Origin of the sequence: Catalinimonas alkaloidigena (assembly GCF_029504655.1) — a bacterium.
Lineage (GTDB): Bacteria > Bacteroidota > Bacteroidia > Cytophagales > Cyclobacteriaceae > Catalinimonas > Catalinimonas alkaloidigena.
Genome location: NZ_JAQFIL010000001.1, coordinates 158,995 through 175,062, shown reverse-complemented (window position 1 = coordinate 175,062; position 16,068 = coordinate 158,995). Strand labels below are relative to the sequence as shown.

The following is a 16,068-nucleotide window of genomic DNA, read 5'->3' as shown; positions in this document are numbered from 1 at the left end:
TTTTTTTAGGCTAAAAAATCACTTTCCTACCTCACTAATGATTTGCTGTTCGTAAGCGGCATCATAAGCCGGATTTTTTTCAGTAGGTACTGGCGCATGGGTTTGCTGTCGCCAGTCTTGCAGTAATTGGTAAAGTTCTTCCGCTTTCTCAGGGTACTCCTTTATCAGATTTTGTCTTTCACCGATATCTTCTGTCAAATTATATAGCTCCAATCCTCCCTCTTCAAAGTATTCGTGCAGTTTCCAGTCACCCAGACGAACGACCGAGCCGGGACGCGTACGGAACAAAGGATCACGTCCATCGTCATCCTGCATATTATAGGCCTGCAGATAGATGGGGAAGTGCCAGTATAAAGGGCGTTCGGCAATACTATCTCCGTAAAACAGAGGAGAAATATCATTGCCATCCAACAGTTTGTTTCGCTGCTCTGTCCCTACAATATTTTGTATAGTAGGATAAATATCCAGATTGGTTACCGGCACATCACATTGGCTACCTGCCTCAACCTTTCCTGGCCAGGATACCAACATTGGTACACGTATACCGCCTTCGTAGTAGGAGCCCTTTCCTGCTCTCAATGGCTGCTGACTAGAGATAGAGCGTATCCCCCCATTGTCAGAAGTGAAGAGGATGAGGGTGTTTTCTGTTAAGCCCAGGCTATCCAGTTGGTCCAGTAAACGCCCCACATTTTCATCCATAGAAGCTACCATAGCCGCATAATCGGCACGGTCCTGCCCTTCTGACCCTTTTTTACCTTCAAATTTCTCTACCAAAGCTTCTTTTCCCATGATAGGCGTATGCACTGTATAAAAAGGTAAATAGAGAAAAAAAGTAGAATCCTGATACTGCGCTACAAAATCCATAGCTTCCCCGGCCAGTCTGTCTGTAAGATATTCGCCTTCCGGCCCATCGCTGAGATACTTCACATTGTAAGGACTGAAATATCCATTTCTTCCGGGATTACCATTATGGCTGCCTCCCACATTTATATCAAAACCCTGAGTCCTGGGGTCCTCGCCCAGATGCCATTTCCCAAAGGTGCCGGTCACATAGCCCTGATCTCTAAGCATCTCTGCCAGCGTGTAGACTGAATCGGCCAAAGTTTCAGTATTAGATGTCGGAATAATTTTGCGGGTTCTTTTATCTCCCCGATTAGAATTAGCTACCGTATAAATTCTATGCCGAGGCGTATTCATACCGGAAAGCAGGCAGGCACGACTGGGCGCACAATTGGCGGCTCCGGCATAAGCCTGGGTAAAAAGCATGGAACGAGATGCCAGCCTATCTAAATTTGGCGTTTCATAAAATTTACTACCCATGAAGGCTAAGTCTGCCCAGCCCAGATCATCTACATTGATATAGACAATATTAGGGAGGCTATCATTTTCCACATTGTTGACTGAATCACAGGCCATAAATAAACCAGCAAAAAAAAGTGAGAACAGGAGAAGTTTAGTTTGTGTCATAGTAAGTTTAAAGAATTCAGATACATAAGAAAGTGCCTTTAATATAAAAGAACTTGAGCATCAAGCTACCTTACTTGCCATAAATATACTGTAATAGGGTTTAAGGACATGTACATCTTTTGCCCTCCCCATGCGGGTGGAACGATATACTAAAAAAATCTTCTTCTTTTAATTTTTAGAGTGTTTGTCTATTCCTCATTCACACGTATAGGAAAGCTGAATTTTTCACTACACACTATTCTTCTCTGGTGTTCGTAATTATTTTACCATCGCCTCCAATAAAAATTTCACTCTTTCCCTAAGTTTTTCCGCATTTTAGCGACTAATAGGTAAAGTAAAATCCCTTGAAGGAAGAATTTATTGCCAAAACAACTACACATGAGGGCATCATCCACAAGGTCTGTAAGATGTACTGCCATCAGCACGAGGACCGGCAGGACCTGTTCCAGGACATTGTACTACAGTTGTGGAAGGCTTTTCCCAAGTTCAGAAAAGAAGCTAAGTTATCTACCTGGATGTATCGTATTGCCCTGAATACGGCAATTACCCGCTTACGAAAAGAAACTAAAAAACCACTTCCTCAGGATATTGATCAGAATGTACTGCAAATACCCTCACCGGAATTATCGGTAGAGGATGAGCAGTTCAGCAGCATGATACAGGCCATTGACAGGCTTTCGGACGTAGAGAAGGCCATTACACTTTTATATTTGGAAGAGCAGACTTATAAGGAAATCGCGCAGGTGATGGGGATATCCGAATCCAATGTGGGCTATAAAATCAACCGGATCAAACACAAACTGAGAAGCACTATACAAAAAATTCACAATGGAACTTGATGACTTAAAAAATACCTGGCAGGCTTATCTCAGGCAAGAGAAAGAGCATGTACAATCCTTATCAGAACATTTAAATAAAAAAAATATGAATGTATCCAACACTTTATCCAAACTGAGCAGTACTACCCTCTACTGGTGGAAACTTACTAGAAACGCAATACTTCTTTTATTTGCCTGTCTGGTGCTCAACCTTTTACTTTTTTTCATTTTCCCGGAAAGGTTTCAAAATCTTGAAAATGCGCTTCCGGTTTTTTGGCATGGTAGCCTTATTCGGACTCGTTACCTTGTGGGCCTATTATGAACAGGTGAAGATATTTGATATCTCCGATGCTGTGAATATCAAAGCAGCTTTAAAGAATACAATGGGACGTTTTAAAAGATGGTACCTGCTCACTACTCTGATCTATGTCATTGTCTTTCCACTGATTTATTATATAGTAGTTGAAGTTGTGTTGCAGCTATTTCATGTAGAGCTCTCCCTGCTCACTGAAGTGAGCATTAGTGGAGTTTTGTCCGTGATTTCTCTCTTGGGCAATCATCTTTATTATAAGAGCACCTATTTTAAATGGCTTCAAACGCTAAGTGAAAGTCTGGATGAACTGCAACAATAATAGAATAGCATCAACGATTTTCTCCGGGAGCAATTCTCATATACATCTCAGAAAAAGGAAATTCAATAACTGAATACTAAAGGTAGGTCAGGCTCAAAACTGATTCGCTGTCTCTGTTTATGATCATCAAAAACAACCTCCATTTTAGGAGTTTGACTTTCTGTTAACCCAAACCAATCCTGATTATTGATAGATTTTAGATGTAGCTTTGCCTGCTCCACATCTGAAACTCCAAAAATTACCTTTGTGATCTGCTTTACGCCATTAGGATGGAGGTAAGGTTCATTAATTTGGGTATAGCCATTTTTTTCAAAAGGTGTCCTGAAGATCATGGGTAGTTCCGAATAGTTTTTCATGGTGAGTATATCGATATGCGCACCTTCCGGCATATATGGAGGCGCATAGCGTAAGGCATTATCAAAAACGGTTTCTTCTTTGACAAAGCGTATGCACATACCAAAAGGAGAGTAAGGAGATGTTTGCCATTGAGAGCGCTCCCACAAAAAAGTTGGCTGGACAATTTCACTGCTAAGCTCAGCTTCATTGACCACGAAAGCCCATTCAAAAAAAGCATTTTCAAAAAAGAATCTCCGGTTAGCAGTCCCCTGTCCGGGGTGTGTATTGCTACTTCCTTCAACAAAAGCATATTGTAGTAATTTGTCTGCTTCAGCACCATGCTGAGAAGAAAATATCATCAGGTGATCTAGCTCCATTGGATGAATAATTATGCCTTAATTCTAAACTCATGCTGAGCTTATGGGTATACTTCTTATAGGTTTTAAGCTATGAATTTATATGCCTTTACTAAATTTAACATTTTACTTTGATACCTTTTAGTTTTATTGACTCATATGAAGTTTATACAGCATCCCGGCGATATATTAGATCAGCACAGCATTCAGAAAATCCGAGAAGAAGCTCCAAAGGCAGAGCAGCAAAAAAAGCTCACGCAGGAACAACTTTCGCTAATATATCAGGAAGAATGGCTACGGCTGTTTATTCCTAAAAAGTATCAGGGGTTGGAAATGCCCTTACCGGATGCTTTACAGATACTGGAAGCCCTGGCCTATGCCGATGGTAGTCTGGGCTGGACCGTCAACCTGGCTGCGGGCGCTAACCTCTTTGCCGCCTATATTCAGCCTGCTCTGAGCGAACGTATTTATACAGATCCCAAGGCTTGTACAGCAGGCAGTGGAGCACTTTCCGGCATTGCTACGCAAGTGAAGGGGGGCTATAATGTAAAAGGTAGTTGGAAATATGGCAGTGCCTCCAGCCATGCTACCGCTTTCACTGCCAATTGCCGGCTCAAAACCGATGGCACAGACAATGCCCCTGAATTTTACTCTTTTGTTTTCTTTCCCGAAGAAGTGCATGTAAAAGATACCTGGCGTTCCTACGGCTTACAGGCCACTTCCAGCCATGACTTTGAGATTGATCATATTCAAGTGCCTGAAGAAAGAATTTTCAGCTTACTCAAGCCTTCTCCTTATGAGCAGGGGCCGCTTTACCGCTTTCCCTTTATGCAGTTTGCCGAACTCACGACCTGCCTGCAACTCACGGGTATGGCCTGCCATTTCTTTGATGAAGTCAGCGCATTGCTTACACACAAAAAAGGAATGCAGGGAGAAGCCCTGAGAGATCATGACAAGGTGAAAGATACCTTAGCGCAAGCGGAAGCCCAATTGGAATCCGCGAAAAGCTGGTTGTATTGGCTGGTTCAGGAAGCCTGGGAATTTTGCGAAGCAGAAAAAGCTATACCGGAAGAATTACTCAGAAAGATCAGCTTATCTACCAAGCATGCTGCAAAGGTAGCCAGAGAAGCCTCTGAAATGCTTTATCCACTGACAGGAATGACGGTGTTGAATCCAGCAACTGAACTCAACCGTTGCTGGCGTGATCTGCATACTGCCTCACAGCATGTTTTGCTTTCTCCGCTGGGATTTGTAGCGCTGAATAACTTTTGAAGCTACTTCAGACCATTTCAAACTCTTTAGGATAACGTACCGTGCCGGAGATATCTTGTAAAGCACCCGCTTGTAGCTCTATGCCCATAAAGGCAGAAGCAGGCACCTCAAACGGAGGAACAATGTTCCATTGGCTCGTGGGTACAAAACCGAACCTGGGGTAATACTTTTCATGCCCCAGCACGATGACTGAGGTATAAGCGAGTGCTTTGGCTTTCTCCAGCCCTTGGCTGATCAATTGACTTCCAATGCCCTGATGCTGGAAATCCGGAGCCACTGCCATAGGGGCAAGTGCCAGCGAAGGATATTCCTGATCATTGTTACCCATAATATTGATTTTGGTGAATAAGATATGCCCTGCAATTTCATGATCAAGCACAGCTACCAAAGAAAGTTTAGGGATAAACGCGTCACTTTTTCTCAACAACTCAATGAGTTGAGATTCGTTTTCTCTGCCAAAGGCCGCCACATTAAGCGCATGAATTGCTTCAGTATCTTCTGCTTGCTCAGGCCGGATGAGGACTTCAATAGTATTCATATTTGGACGTTGATTCTTGGAGAAACCGGATAGAGCTCTATGCGTATTACACCCTCTCCCTGGGCTACACATATAGATAACTATGGTTTTCTATCCGGTTTCTGTTTTTATCCTAGGTCAAGCGTTTACACTTTCATTTCTTTCCATTTCCCTTTCCTGAATATCCACAAGCTTACCAGCGCATGCAGGGAGTGGCTTATGGCGATGGTGATGTATACGCCTAAAGCACCCAAGTCATAATAAATAGCCAGCAGATAGGCCAGAGGTAACTGAAAAGCCCACAGTACTCCCAAATTGATGATGGTAGGCGTTCGGGTATCTCCGGCCCCGTTAAATGCCTGTACGATGACCATACCAAAGGCAAAGAAAATGTATCCCAGGCAGAAGATTTTTAGAGCGGTAGCTCCTGCTTTAACCACTTCAGCTTCGGGTGAAAACCAGTTCACAAAAATATCAGCAGTAAATAAAAACAGCACTGAGATAAAGCCCAGAAAATAGACATTGTACTTGGCGGTATACCAGACGGACTTCTCTGCTCTCTCAGGATGTTTAGCCCCCAGATTTTGTCCTACCATGGTAGCTGCAGCATTAGATAGGCCCCAGGCAGGCAGGAGCGTAAACATTACAATCCTGAAGGCAATGGTATACCCTGCCAGAGCCACACTTCCAAACTCAGAGACAATGCGTGTCAGGAAGATCCAACTGGCGGAGTCAATGAGAAATTGCCCCATACCCCCGGAGGATACCTTAATGATATTGAGCACTGTTTTCCATCTTAGTTTAATCGCCTGCCTATCCAGCTTAATGTGCGTACTGCCTTTCACCAAATGATAAAGCTGATACAGCACGCCTATGCTCCTGCCAATGGTTGTGGCCCAGGCTGCACCCTCAATACCCATTCCTGGTATAATCCACAAGCCAAAAATCAGTAAGGGGTCCAGAAAGATATTGATACCGTTGGCAATCCAGAGGGTACGCATAGCAATCGCTGCATTTCCGGCTCCCCTAAATGCACCATTGATGATAAAAAGCAGCATGATGCTAATATTACCGGCAAAGATAATCTGCGTGTAGCGCGTACCTTCACGCAATATTCCCTCACTGGCTCCCATCAGTGTCAGCACCTCAGCACCATATAAATAGCCTGTAATACTAATAAGTATAGAAAAAGCTGCACCTAGCAGAATCACCTGAAAAGCTGCTGATGAGGCTTTGTCAAAACGCTTCTCACCTACCCTGCGTGAAATCACTGCTGTGGCAGCCATACTGAAGCCTATACCGATGGAATAAACAATAGTCACTACCGATTCGGTCAGGCCTACAGTAGCTACTGCGTTCACGCCCAGCCTGCCTACAAAAAAGATGTCCACGATGGCAAACAATGACTCCATGATCATCTCCAAAATCATGGGCACTGCCAGATAGAAAACAGCCTTTCTGATGCTTCCGGAAGTATATTTATCGTAATCGCCCTCCAGGGCGTGTCTGAAATGATATAATAATTTTGTAACCCGCATGTATATGCAAAAACGTAGCAAAACAAAAGCTCAGTGAGCTAAGAAAATCCTAGTAAAACCTTCTAAAGAAAGTACAGAGAAAAATCAAACGGTCAGCAATAGCCTTATCTGTTGAGGAAAAGTATCAGCATTGCCTGAAAAGAATGGAGGGAGACATCGCTCCCTAACTATATGGTGAGCCTTAACTTCATAATGACACAAAGCTAAAACTTTTTTTGCGGGTTTGGCAAATTTATATATGAATTATTTGTTATGAAATAACTCCATACCATGATGCTTGTCCGGTTTGTGAGGCACAAACCGAGGATTAGACAATTATTTGTTGCTACACATTATTTCTTCAGCAACAACATTTTGGTGCTGCCTTCTTCCAGTTGGAGTCCCCACTTTTCCAGTATGGGTGCTTCCAGCGATTTTTCCCGGTATTCATCCGGTGTCATAATAGGAATCCCGTATACGATAGGATAATATCTTTGGCAATCCGGGCAAGTCAGCAGCCCTTCAATAACTTCTCCATTTTCATCTTTCAGAAAAATCTGAAGGTTAAGGTCTGCCTTATCCATTGGGCAGCAAAGTTTCTTCATCAATGATGTATGCATGAGTTTGTTTATTTAATCGTTTGTAATGCGTTTTGGTAAGAAGCAGCCGAAGCTTTGGGAGAGTCAGCACTTAGAATACCCGATATCACGGCCACTCCATTGAAATCCAGTGCTTCTAAAGTCGCCAGATTTCCTGTAGTAATCCCTCCCGAAAGAAAGATTGGCATCTGCGTAATAGCTCTGGCACTTTTGACCGTTTCCGGTCTTACAATCTCGCAGCTATCTACCGAACTGGAAGGGAACATGGAGCAGAATGAGACATAATCCAGCTTGTGTTTTTCTGCCCACGTAATCACTGCCAGGTCATTGCTACAGGTAATTCCACTAACGAATAACCTCCCTACTTCCTTTTTGATATTTTCATAATCTTCAGGAATACTGTCAAAGTGTACGCCATCTAAAGCAGTATGCTGAAGCAATTCCCACGCTTCATTGATCAAAGTAGGCACATGGTATTGACGGCTGACTTTTAGAATCGCTTCTACCAATGCCTGCTTGTCTGCTAATGCAAAGTGCTCGGGCCAGTGGTTCCAGATTTGTAATACCTGCACACCTCCTTCTAAAGCCTGCGTTACTTTTTCTAACAGTACCTGCTCATCCATTACTGGATCAATGACCAGGTATACCCCTCCTTTTATTTTTTTATCCATTTTTATAATGTTAGGGTGTTATAGTGCGAAAGTGTTATGGTTAAAAGTTCTCTGTTTAAAAAACAATAACACCATCGTACCATAACACTATCTATCTCAGCCCGTTTTTCAATGCTTTAAAGAATGCTCCCCAGTAGGGATCGTTTCCGTCAAAGGCAATGCTTTGTGCTTCATCATTTTCAATCATTTTAAAGCCCTGTTGCGAAGCAGTCATCTCTCCAACAATGCTGGCCCGTATAGATTTGGACGCCAGATGATCCACCAAAGCCTGTTCCTTACCTTTTTTTACGGCCATGATCATTGCGCCGGCACCTACACAATAGCGATGGTCAATCTCAAAGAGCTGTGTGATCCGGTAAGGTGCTTCACCTACCGGCAGTTCTTCATTGTGCAGTTCAAACCCGCAGTCTGAAGCAGCAGCCATTTCACAAATCGCTCCTACCACCCCTCCTTCGGTTACATCATGCATAGCTTTTAGCTCGATATTGGGCTGTAGTACCTCCACCGCTACCAGCGCATCAGACAAAGAAGAGGTCCGGTAGAAATTCTCGCAGGCGGCTTCATACACTTCTTTCCCCAATTTGTTTATCACAGTCTCCGGAAAGCTCATCGCCAGTATGGCTGAGGACGTCAGGGCCGTTTCTTTGGTTACAACGATCACATCTCCCGGCTCAGCCTGATGGCTGCTGATGATTTTGTCCAGTGGAGCCGTCAGAAACATGGTCCCTCCCCCCGAAATGGTGGAGTTCTGCCCTTCTATCTGCCCGGTATGTCCTCCGGTGATGTTGACACCGATCTGCTCACAAAAGGCATGAATATGTTTCCAGTATTCCTGAAATGCTTGCTGTGAAAGGCTGGTGGGCAGGTTGAGTACAAACTGGGCATACATGGGAGGTAAGCCGGTAGTCGCCATGTCATTGGCCAGCAGGTGTACCGACAGCCAGGCAGATGCTTTCAGTCCCAGAGATGGGATAAGCGAAAGTGGATCGCTGGATACTGCCATACCTAAGCCATTACCCAGATCAATGACTGAGGTGTCTACTCCGTATTTGGGCCCGACCAGCACTTCTTTTCGTGCATAACCACTTTGAGGCAGCAGTATTTCTTTGAAAGAAGCACTGTTGATTTTGCCGGAATGGTCTTCAAAAGCACTCATTCCACATCGTTTAGGCGTACATGCAAGCCAAAGAAATCGCCATAAGGTAAGCCCCATTGCTGTACAGGAAACCACTTGGGCAGACCGGTGGTTGTCCATTCAATAGTATAATCTCTGCCTGCCAAGGCCTCTTCAATAGTTGCTATCAACTTTTTAGGCGTATAGAAAGTAGCGGTAACATAGAATGGGTTTTTACCAAACATCTCCTGTATCCTTCTTCTGGCTACTTTGGGTGAGTTTCGGTTCATCATGCCGAATACGATGCCATATTTCCCTACCCTTACCGCTTCACGGATGACCTTTACCGGATCTTTGTAGTATTCAAAAGTGGTGATAAACGCCAGGACGTCAAAGGTATGATCCTTAAAAGGCATGTGATGAGAATCGGCCAGCACCAGGTCTCCATTAAAGAGGTGGGTGCCTTGCCCCAGCATAAATGGTGAGATATCGCCACCACTGGCTTCTATATCGATCTCATGCCACCAGCGGGTAAAGCGGGTAGTACCGCAGCCAAATTCCAGCAGGGTTTTGACCCGCTCATCTTTTTTAATGAGTTGCCCGATGACTTTCTTCTGCCAGATCTCAGCACGCTTGTAGCGCCCCTCGTACCAAAGTTCGTAGGTGTCGGTATGTTCGCGGTTAAAAAACCACTCTTCTCGTCCCTGCCACTGCCGCAGGTCCTGGGTAACAAGGTCAAATTTCTTCTGTTCTATCTCTGTGCTCATCGCTAATCATTTAAAAATAAAAAATGCCAAGACCCGGATCATACAGAGAGGCAATGGCAATTAGTAAACAATTAGCTAATAAGGTCATTTCCTACGCTGGTATTATCCAGATCAGGTCATGGGTGTAATCTCAGCCTGACTTTCGTCAAGCACCCCAATGATCCATGCAAGGTATAAAAATCTTTGGAAAGAAAAAGTAATTAATTATTAATTACTGATTATGAATACTTTACATACTTATTTCCTTCTTACCTCCCTTTCTCCGGTATGGTCATAACCCTGCGCTCTTTCCAGTTCAATCATTTGCTGCGGCCTGAAATTGGTGATGAAGGCTCTGCGCCGATGGGCTGTGGTATTGCCCCGACTGTAGTGTAAAGTTCCTCCCTGATGCAGTACACAATCTCCCGCCTGAAGCTCAACGGCTATGCCTTCTTCTTCAGAAGCTTCACATTCCAAAGCGCCTCCTCCCTTACCGGCAGGACGATGAGGGCGCATAGGAAGCTGGTGAGATTGGGGGACATACCACATGCAGCCATTATCTATGATAGCTGTATCCAGCGCCACCCAGCAGCTCACCGCCCGCAGATCAGGCATATCAATCCAGTAGGCACAGTCCTGATGCCAGGGCGTAGGTGTGTTGGAAAAAGGGGCTTTGTCAATCAGCATATCAAAATCCAGCGCCATATCATCTCCCAAAAGGGCCTTGGCTATGGCTAAGCTTTGCTGATGCAATGGCTTATCCAGCAAATCAGGAATCAGCCTGCCAGGCACCATGATCTGAGTGATACGCTCCTGAATCCCCTCTGACTTAGTATCTTCCGCATGCCCACCCAGATCAGAGCGATAGCGGGAAGCATCAATTTTATTCTCCAGAAAATCCTCATATAGTTCCCGGTAATAGCTGAGCTGTTCAGCAGTAAGTAGCTGTGCGATTTTCAGATAGCCCTGCTCCCGAAAGAATTCTGACTGCTGAGGACTAATGAGCGTCTTATATGGCTTCATAACATTTGACTATGTCCTTTAAAATCTTATATTTTGTTCAAAACCTGACGAAGCAGGCGGTTAAGTTCCTCTGCTTGCTCTATCATCGGATAATGTCCACTATCGTGTATATCTATCAAATCGTAGTCCACACCGGTTTCCTCCAGACCTTCTATGGCAGTAGGCGTAGCGTTACTGTTGATCAGGTATAACTTTTTATCCAAATTAGAAAGCTGCTCTTTCTCCTTGGGGCCATAATCCATGAGCGCCTTCAAACTGGCGGTAGCTACCACCGAATCAGCCGCACGAAAATCTTCGGTTACTCTTTTGACTACAGCACTGTCGGTAGTAGGATGAAATAGTGCCTGGTAGGCGTAGGCGGTGGCGGTATTGGCAAAATCCCGCTCTATCATCGTCATAAAAGAATCTATTTCAGTCTGCATCTCTTCGGTAGTTTCCACGCCTACCTCCTTGAAGTTATCTATGCCTATCAGCGCAATCACTGATTCAGGCTCAGCCAGTGCAGCTTCCAGAATGATGTCGCCTCCCATGGAATGCCCGATGAGCACTACATTTTGCAAATCAAGCTGATTAATTACGGCAGCGACATCCTGTCCGTAATCTTCTATTTTCCAACTGTCCCGCTTTTTTCCTGACATGCCAAAACCGGGTAGGTCCATGGTCACCACCCGATAATCTCCACAAAACGCATCTACCTGAGAAGTCCAGTAAGACTGATCAATGCACCAGCCATGGACAAAAAGTAAAGTCGTATCCTGAGTACCGCAATTCTCATAAGCGATATTTACCCCATCACGCCTTATTTCTGTTGCAGTCTTTATCTCAGCAACTGTTGAAGAGCTTTGTTCCTGTGAGTCGGAACTACTGCATGCTAGCATACTAAATATCACCAACAGACTACAAATTGAAAATAATGTTCGCATAAAAAGCGCGGTATGAGGTAAAAATAGATCATAAAAAACCAAGCATTTACTTAGTGGTCTTGCCTTCATAAAGTTTAGTAAAAACACTATCTACGGGTTCCCAAAGTTCTATTTTATTATTTTCAGGATCAAGGATATGCACAAACTTACCATACTCATAGCTTTCTATTTCATCCAAAACTTTCACTCCGCTGGCTTTGAGCTCCTCTACCAACGTCTCAATATTTTCTACCCGATAATTGATCATAAACTCTTTTTCAGAAGGCCTGAAATATTCGGTATTCTCATCAAAAGGACTCCATTGCAGATAGCCTTTCTGATCGGGTTTATCAGATTGGATAAATTCAAACAGAGAGCCGTACTCATTGGTCATTAACCCCAAATGCTGGCTGTACCAATCTTTCATTCCGGCCGGATCTTTGGTTTTGAAGAATATACCTCCAATACCCGTAACTTTTTTAGCAGACTTTTTCATAAATGGTGTAGGTTAAATATGTTGGGGCTTATGGTAAAATGATTGATAAATATACAGGAAGTCAGGATTCCCGCTCTTCCAACTCAGGTCTCCGCTTCCTACTTCTTCTTTTTGCTCAACAGACTATCCTGAGTTACCGAATCACTGGCTGTCTTCAACTGTTGCCAAAGAGAGTCCGGCATGGATGAGTTTGTCCTCACTGGCCTGAGCAGGCCCTGGCTGCGGTTTGCATTTCTAAAAGCCCTGACCAATCCGCCGGATGGGCCGCTGGAGAAAAAGGTGACATCCTGAGGGCCGGCTACATACCAGTCGTGATTATCTTCGCTGTTCATCTGAGGCACGTAGCCGGAAAGAAAATAATAACGGGCAAAATTCACATTAGACCTGGCCTGCTGTTCTTCTGTGATAAGCTGTACTTCTGACTGCAGCATATCCTGCTTAAACTTTTCCTCCGAAGGAAAGCCTTGAATGATCAGTTCCTGCATGGTATTAACCCGAGGGATCAGGAGAACTATCAGTGTATCCTTTTCGATTTCCTTCACTACTATTTCAAAGGGATAATAACTGATATGCGATATACGCAGGGTATCCTTGGGGGCGATTATCAAGGAGAAGTGGCCATCCAGATCAGTAAACGTTCCTTGTCCCGAAGTACTGATATTGGCAATAGGAATGGCTTCATAGCTTTGAGCATCTTTGATCTCACCCCACACTTTCCGCTTTTCAGCCTGGGCACAAGCATCGTGAATAACATGAGCAGATAAAAAAAGCAATAGGAGAAAGAGCCGTAACATATCGGAAGCGTATAATGAAAAAATCAGCTAAGCAAGCTCTTTCAAAATACTAAATTTTACTCGTTATTTCTGCTCTTTATGCAACTTATTACTTGTACTATGTAGAAGAATGGGCTAAGCACAATGGCATGTACCTAACCTATTGCATGCTTCAGCCAGCTTTACTACTCTCTGCCGTAAGCTTGCTGCCATGCAGGATTGTGACAGCCCGTTGCCAGGACAATGTTTTATAAAACCTGCTGATCATTGGAAATGACTACTTCTGTACGAATAGACTCCTCCGGCAGTGCAGGCACATATCCTGCATAGCCAGAAAAAGCGGAAAGGCAAAACAATCATACCAGATAAGATAAACCACTGGCCAGCTTTTGCAGTGAGGTGATATGTGATCGGAACAGCATACTATGTCAAGATACAAGTATCAGCTTAACCATCTGGTCATCAGGGCTCGTTTATGTTCTTCAAAGCCTTTGCGCCTATACAGCCTTGTTCCCTTTTCATTGTGTCGCTCCACTTCCAGGTGCACAGCTTTGATGCCCAGTGCCTCTGCCTGCTTCAGCACAAAATCTACCGCATGACTCCCTATACCTCGGCCCCGGTAAGCTTCTTTCAGGTAAAACTCATCCAGAAAGGCATCTCTGCCTTTGAACTCAAAGCTAAAGCCAAAAGTCAGCACGATATAGCCAATAATTTCTCCCCCAGAGATAATCACCCAAAGCCGCCCTAATTCGGGGTTCATCGCAAACTTTTTCAGGTTATCGGCGGTCATTATCTTGTCAAAAGGATAGTAATCTATTGCGTAGAATTCCTCCATCATATGGAGAACATCCTTCAGATCATCTTCTTGGGCGAGTACAAAAGAAACACTCATCTGACGATATATTAGTTAAATTCTCTCTTCTCTTTTACATGCTTCCATTAGCTTGTCAAGCCTTCTCACACGGGTAACTTCCTGCTTGGCGCTCATCACCCAATGTATCATCTGCCTTCTGTAATAAGGGGGCTGCGCCTGAAAAAATGACCAGGCTTGCTTATTATGCATAAACTGCTTTTCCAAAGCTTTATCCAGCTTTTCTGGATTTTCATAAGCATACACTCTTGACCTGCTCTCTTTGCGCTGGCTGTACTTCTCCAAACCTGCTCTACGCATCAGCCCTTTCGCTTTCAGTTCTTCTACTTTCTTAATATTCACCGCACTCCAGTTGCTCTTAGGTTTACGCGGTGTAAAGCGGATGCAATAGCTGTCACTATCAATGGACTTACGAACACCATCAATCCAGCCAAAGCAAAGTGCCTGATCTACCGATTCCGACCAGCGCATACTAGGCTGCTCGCAACTCACTTTGTAGTAACCCACCAGTAACTCAGAAGCCTGATCATGATTATCTTCCAGCCATGCTCTGAATTCGTCGGGTGTTGCAAAAAATACAGGTTCCATCCCTAAAGCTTTACATAAAAAGATATAGCTAATTTAGGCAAAATCTTTATTCCAGTCTTTTCACGAAACAAACAATGCGGTTTACTTCCTCAAAACCTGCTTTTTTATGAAAGTCTATGCTTATCGCGTTAGACAATTCCGCATCAGAGGCAAACTCTACACACCCTTTTTGTCTGGCCCAGTCTTCTCCTGCTGCGATAAGTTGTCTGCCTATACCCAGTTTCTGATATTCTGGCTTCACATAGATGCCCTCCACATAGCCAACCGGCGAGCTGGAAGAGCCTTCTACATGCTCATTACGCAGTGCCAGCTGGATAAAAGCAATATATGCTTCCTTATCTCTTGCCAGAAAACAAATATTAGTCTCTGAGCCAAGCAGCTTTTTGTAATACTCATATTCTTCCTCAAAAACACAGTCCGGCCACAGCGCTATCGCCAGTTCCGTCAGCACTTCAAGGCTAGCTTCGGTAACAGGCTCAATGTTCATACTATTCAGAATAAAAGTTTCACCTTATAAGCTCTCAGGATTCTATCATCTCAATCAGTTCAAAAACAAGGCTTTGTCCTTCATAATTTAAGTATTCCATCTTTACAAATCCATAATTTTCGTCAAACCAGAAGTTATGCTGTGAATCCCCAAAAGAAGCAGAGCTTGTGGTCTGTATATACCAGCAGCTTTCAAACTTCCGATAAGGCGTACTCACACTGACCCGATAGCAATTTTATACTCGCTATAAACGTTCTTATTCTCCCAATCTTCCCAGCCTTCCCCTAATTGCAGTCTATTGGTCCATGACTTACTCACTTCCAGAGGAAGTCTCACATAGGGGAAAGCGGCTACTTCCGTAAAATGATACTGATTGTCTCTGAAAGGGTGCATCCAGACCACGTCTACATTTCAATGATACCTGTTGTGCCTTCAGGAGCAAATTGCTGATGCTTGGAAAAAGCTTTGTTTACAGCATACTCCTTTATCTCAGCAACCTGCTCTTCGGAGAACGCATACTGAAATGTTACTTCGTCCTGCATTTCCGGCTGATACGCCCACCGATTTCCGGTAGCCATCATCCAAACCCTGCCGTCAGAAATCAGCACTCCATTTTTATCCTTATAAACAGCGCTGTAGATGTACTGTCTGCAAGGCTTAAATATATTTCTGGTCTTTTCAATTTTCTCTGCCAAAGTACCTCTCAATGCTTCTCCGGTTTCATCATCCGGCATAGAAACGTACTGCCATCATATTCAGGCATGAAGGTCTGAGCACATTCCATACTTCTAAATTGTGATTCCGGGCTTTTCTACAGGCTACAAGCCCTGTGAGGGCAAGTAGAAATAGAAGTTTTGTTGATCCAGACCTCATATATTTGATT

At 43.9% G+C, this 16,068-nt stretch carries 20 protein-coding genes and 1 riboswitch; of the genes, 3 read left to right on the top strand and 17 right to left on the bottom strand.

Features of this window, described 5'->3' with window-relative positions; translation table 11 throughout:
* Positions 1 to 18: 18 nt before the first annotated feature.
* Entirely contained in the window at positions 19 to 1,467 is a 1,449-nt protein-coding gene (locus OKW21_RS00795) for a sulfatase (protein ID WP_277476438.1), read from the bottom strand.
* 344 nt (positions 1,468 to 1,811) lie between these two features.
* Here OKW21_RS00795 and OKW21_RS00790 point away from each other — a divergent pair, with 344 nt between their 5' ends.
* Positions 1,812 to 2,306, top strand: coding sequence for an RNA polymerase sigma factor (locus tag OKW21_RS00790; RefSeq protein WP_277476437.1), 495 nt, complete (start codon positions 1,812 to 1,814; stop codon positions 2,304 to 2,306).
* Positions 2,307 to 2,542: 236 nt separating this feature from the next.
* On the top strand, positions 2,543 to 2,917 hold the full coding sequence (locus OKW21_RS00785) for a hypothetical protein (RefSeq protein ID WP_277476436.1): 375 nt from the start codon (positions 2,543 to 2,545) through the stop codon (positions 2,915 to 2,917).
* A 62-nt stretch (positions 2,918 to 2,979) separates the two neighbouring features.
* Here OKW21_RS00785 and OKW21_RS00780 read toward each other — a convergent pair whose 3' ends face one another.
* Positions 2,980 to 3,630 carry a VOC family protein gene (locus OKW21_RS00780; RefSeq protein WP_277476435.1) on the bottom strand — a complete coding sequence of 217 codons (651 nt, stop codon included), beginning with the start codon at positions 3,628 to 3,630 and terminating at the stop codon, positions 2,980 to 2,982.
* 138 nt (positions 3,631 to 3,768) lie between these two features.
* Here OKW21_RS00780 and OKW21_RS00775 point away from each other — a divergent pair, with 138 nt between their 5' ends.
* Positions 3,769 to 4,881, top strand: coding sequence for an acyl-CoA dehydrogenase family protein (locus OKW21_RS00775; RefSeq protein ID WP_277476434.1), 1,113 nt, complete (start codon positions 3,769 to 3,771; stop codon positions 4,879 to 4,881).
* 7 nt (positions 4,882 to 4,888) lie between these two features.
* On the opposite strand, the gene OKW21_RS00770 is transcribed toward OKW21_RS00775, so the two are convergent.
* The 15 genes from OKW21_RS00770 to OKW21_RS00700 form a co-directional block, all read right to left on the bottom strand.
* Positions 4,889 to 5,419: a GNAT family N-acetyltransferase gene (locus OKW21_RS00770; protein ID WP_277476433.1), complete on the bottom strand. Its 531-nt coding sequence runs from the start codon at positions 5,417 to 5,419 to the stop codon at positions 4,889 to 4,891.
* Between the two features lie 125 nt (positions 5,420 to 5,544).
* Positions 5,545 to 6,936 (bottom strand): MATE family efflux transporter, encoded by a 1,392-nt coding sequence (locus OKW21_RS00765; RefSeq protein WP_277476432.1) that lies wholly within the window; start codon positions 6,934 to 6,936, stop codon positions 5,545 to 5,547.
* A 332-nt stretch (positions 6,937 to 7,268) separates the two neighbouring features.
* The gene (locus tag OKW21_RS00760) at positions 7,269 to 7,535 is read right to left on the bottom strand and encodes a Trm112 family protein (RefSeq protein WP_277476431.1); all 267 of its coding nucleotides are present in this window, start codon (positions 7,533 to 7,535) and stop codon (positions 7,269 to 7,271) included.
* Positions 7,536 to 7,543: 8 nt separating this feature from the next.
* Positions 7,544 to 8,185, bottom strand: coding sequence for a thiamine phosphate synthase (locus OKW21_RS00755; protein ID WP_277476430.1), 642 nt, complete (start codon positions 8,183 to 8,185; stop codon positions 7,544 to 7,546).
* A 91-nt stretch (positions 8,186 to 8,276) separates the two neighbouring features.
* On the bottom strand, positions 8,277 to 9,341 hold the full coding sequence (locus tag OKW21_RS00750; RefSeq protein ID WP_277476429.1) for an AIR synthase-related protein: 1,065 nt from the start codon (positions 9,339 to 9,341) through the stop codon (positions 8,277 to 8,279).
* Entirely contained in the window at positions 9,338 to 10,066 is a 729-nt protein-coding gene (locus tag OKW21_RS00745) for a class I SAM-dependent methyltransferase (protein ID WP_277476428.1), read from the bottom strand. The genes OKW21_RS00750 and OKW21_RS00745 overlap by 4 nt, the downstream gene beginning before the upstream one ends.
* Before the next feature lie 71 nt (positions 10,067 to 10,137).
* A riboswitch (TPP riboswitch) is annotated at positions 10,138 to 10,233 on the bottom strand.
* Positions 10,234 to 10,303: 70 nt separating this feature from the next.
* Entirely contained in the window at positions 10,304 to 11,068 is a 765-nt protein-coding gene (locus tag OKW21_RS00740) for a phytanoyl-CoA dioxygenase family protein (protein WP_277476426.1), read from the bottom strand.
* Between the two features lie 26 nt (positions 11,069 to 11,094).
* Complete coding sequence (locus OKW21_RS00735; RefSeq protein WP_277476425.1) at positions 11,095 to 11,991, bottom strand: alpha/beta fold hydrolase; 897 nt, start codon at positions 11,989 to 11,991, stop codon at positions 11,095 to 11,097.
* A 46-nt stretch (positions 11,992 to 12,037) separates the two neighbouring features.
* Positions 12,038 to 12,466, bottom strand: a complete 429-nt coding sequence (locus OKW21_RS00730) for a VOC family protein (RefSeq protein WP_277476424.1) — start codon at positions 12,464 to 12,466, stop codon at positions 12,038 to 12,040.
* A 98-nt stretch (positions 12,467 to 12,564) separates the two neighbouring features.
* Positions 12,565 to 13,260, bottom strand: coding sequence for a carboxypeptidase-like regulatory domain-containing protein (locus OKW21_RS00725; RefSeq protein ID WP_277476422.1), 696 nt, complete (start codon positions 13,258 to 13,260; stop codon positions 12,565 to 12,567).
* Between the two features lie 421 nt (positions 13,261 to 13,681).
* On the bottom strand, positions 13,682 to 14,131 hold the full coding sequence (locus OKW21_RS00720; protein ID WP_277476421.1) for a GNAT family N-acetyltransferase: 450 nt from the start codon (positions 14,129 to 14,131) through the stop codon (positions 13,682 to 13,684).
* Between the two features lie 15 nt (positions 14,132 to 14,146).
* Positions 14,147 to 14,698, bottom strand: a complete 552-nt coding sequence (locus OKW21_RS00715) for a YdeI/OmpD-associated family protein (protein WP_277476420.1) — start codon at positions 14,696 to 14,698, stop codon at positions 14,147 to 14,149.
* Positions 14,699 to 14,744: 46 nt separating this feature from the next.
* On the bottom strand, positions 14,745 to 15,185 hold the full coding sequence (aac(6'), locus tag OKW21_RS00710; RefSeq protein WP_277476418.1) for an aminoglycoside 6'-N-acetyltransferase: 441 nt from the start codon (positions 15,183 to 15,185) through the stop codon (positions 14,745 to 14,747).
* Positions 15,186 to 15,398: 213 nt separating this feature from the next.
* Positions 15,399 to 15,578, bottom strand: coding sequence for a hypothetical protein (locus tag OKW21_RS00705; RefSeq protein ID WP_277476416.1), 180 nt, complete (start codon positions 15,576 to 15,578; stop codon positions 15,399 to 15,401).
* 11 nt (positions 15,579 to 15,589) lie between these two features.
* On the bottom strand, positions 15,590 to 15,919 hold the full coding sequence (locus OKW21_RS00700) for a hypothetical protein (RefSeq protein ID WP_277476415.1): 330 nt from the start codon (positions 15,917 to 15,919) through the stop codon (positions 15,590 to 15,592).
* Positions 15,920 to 16,068 lie beyond the last annotated feature (149 nt).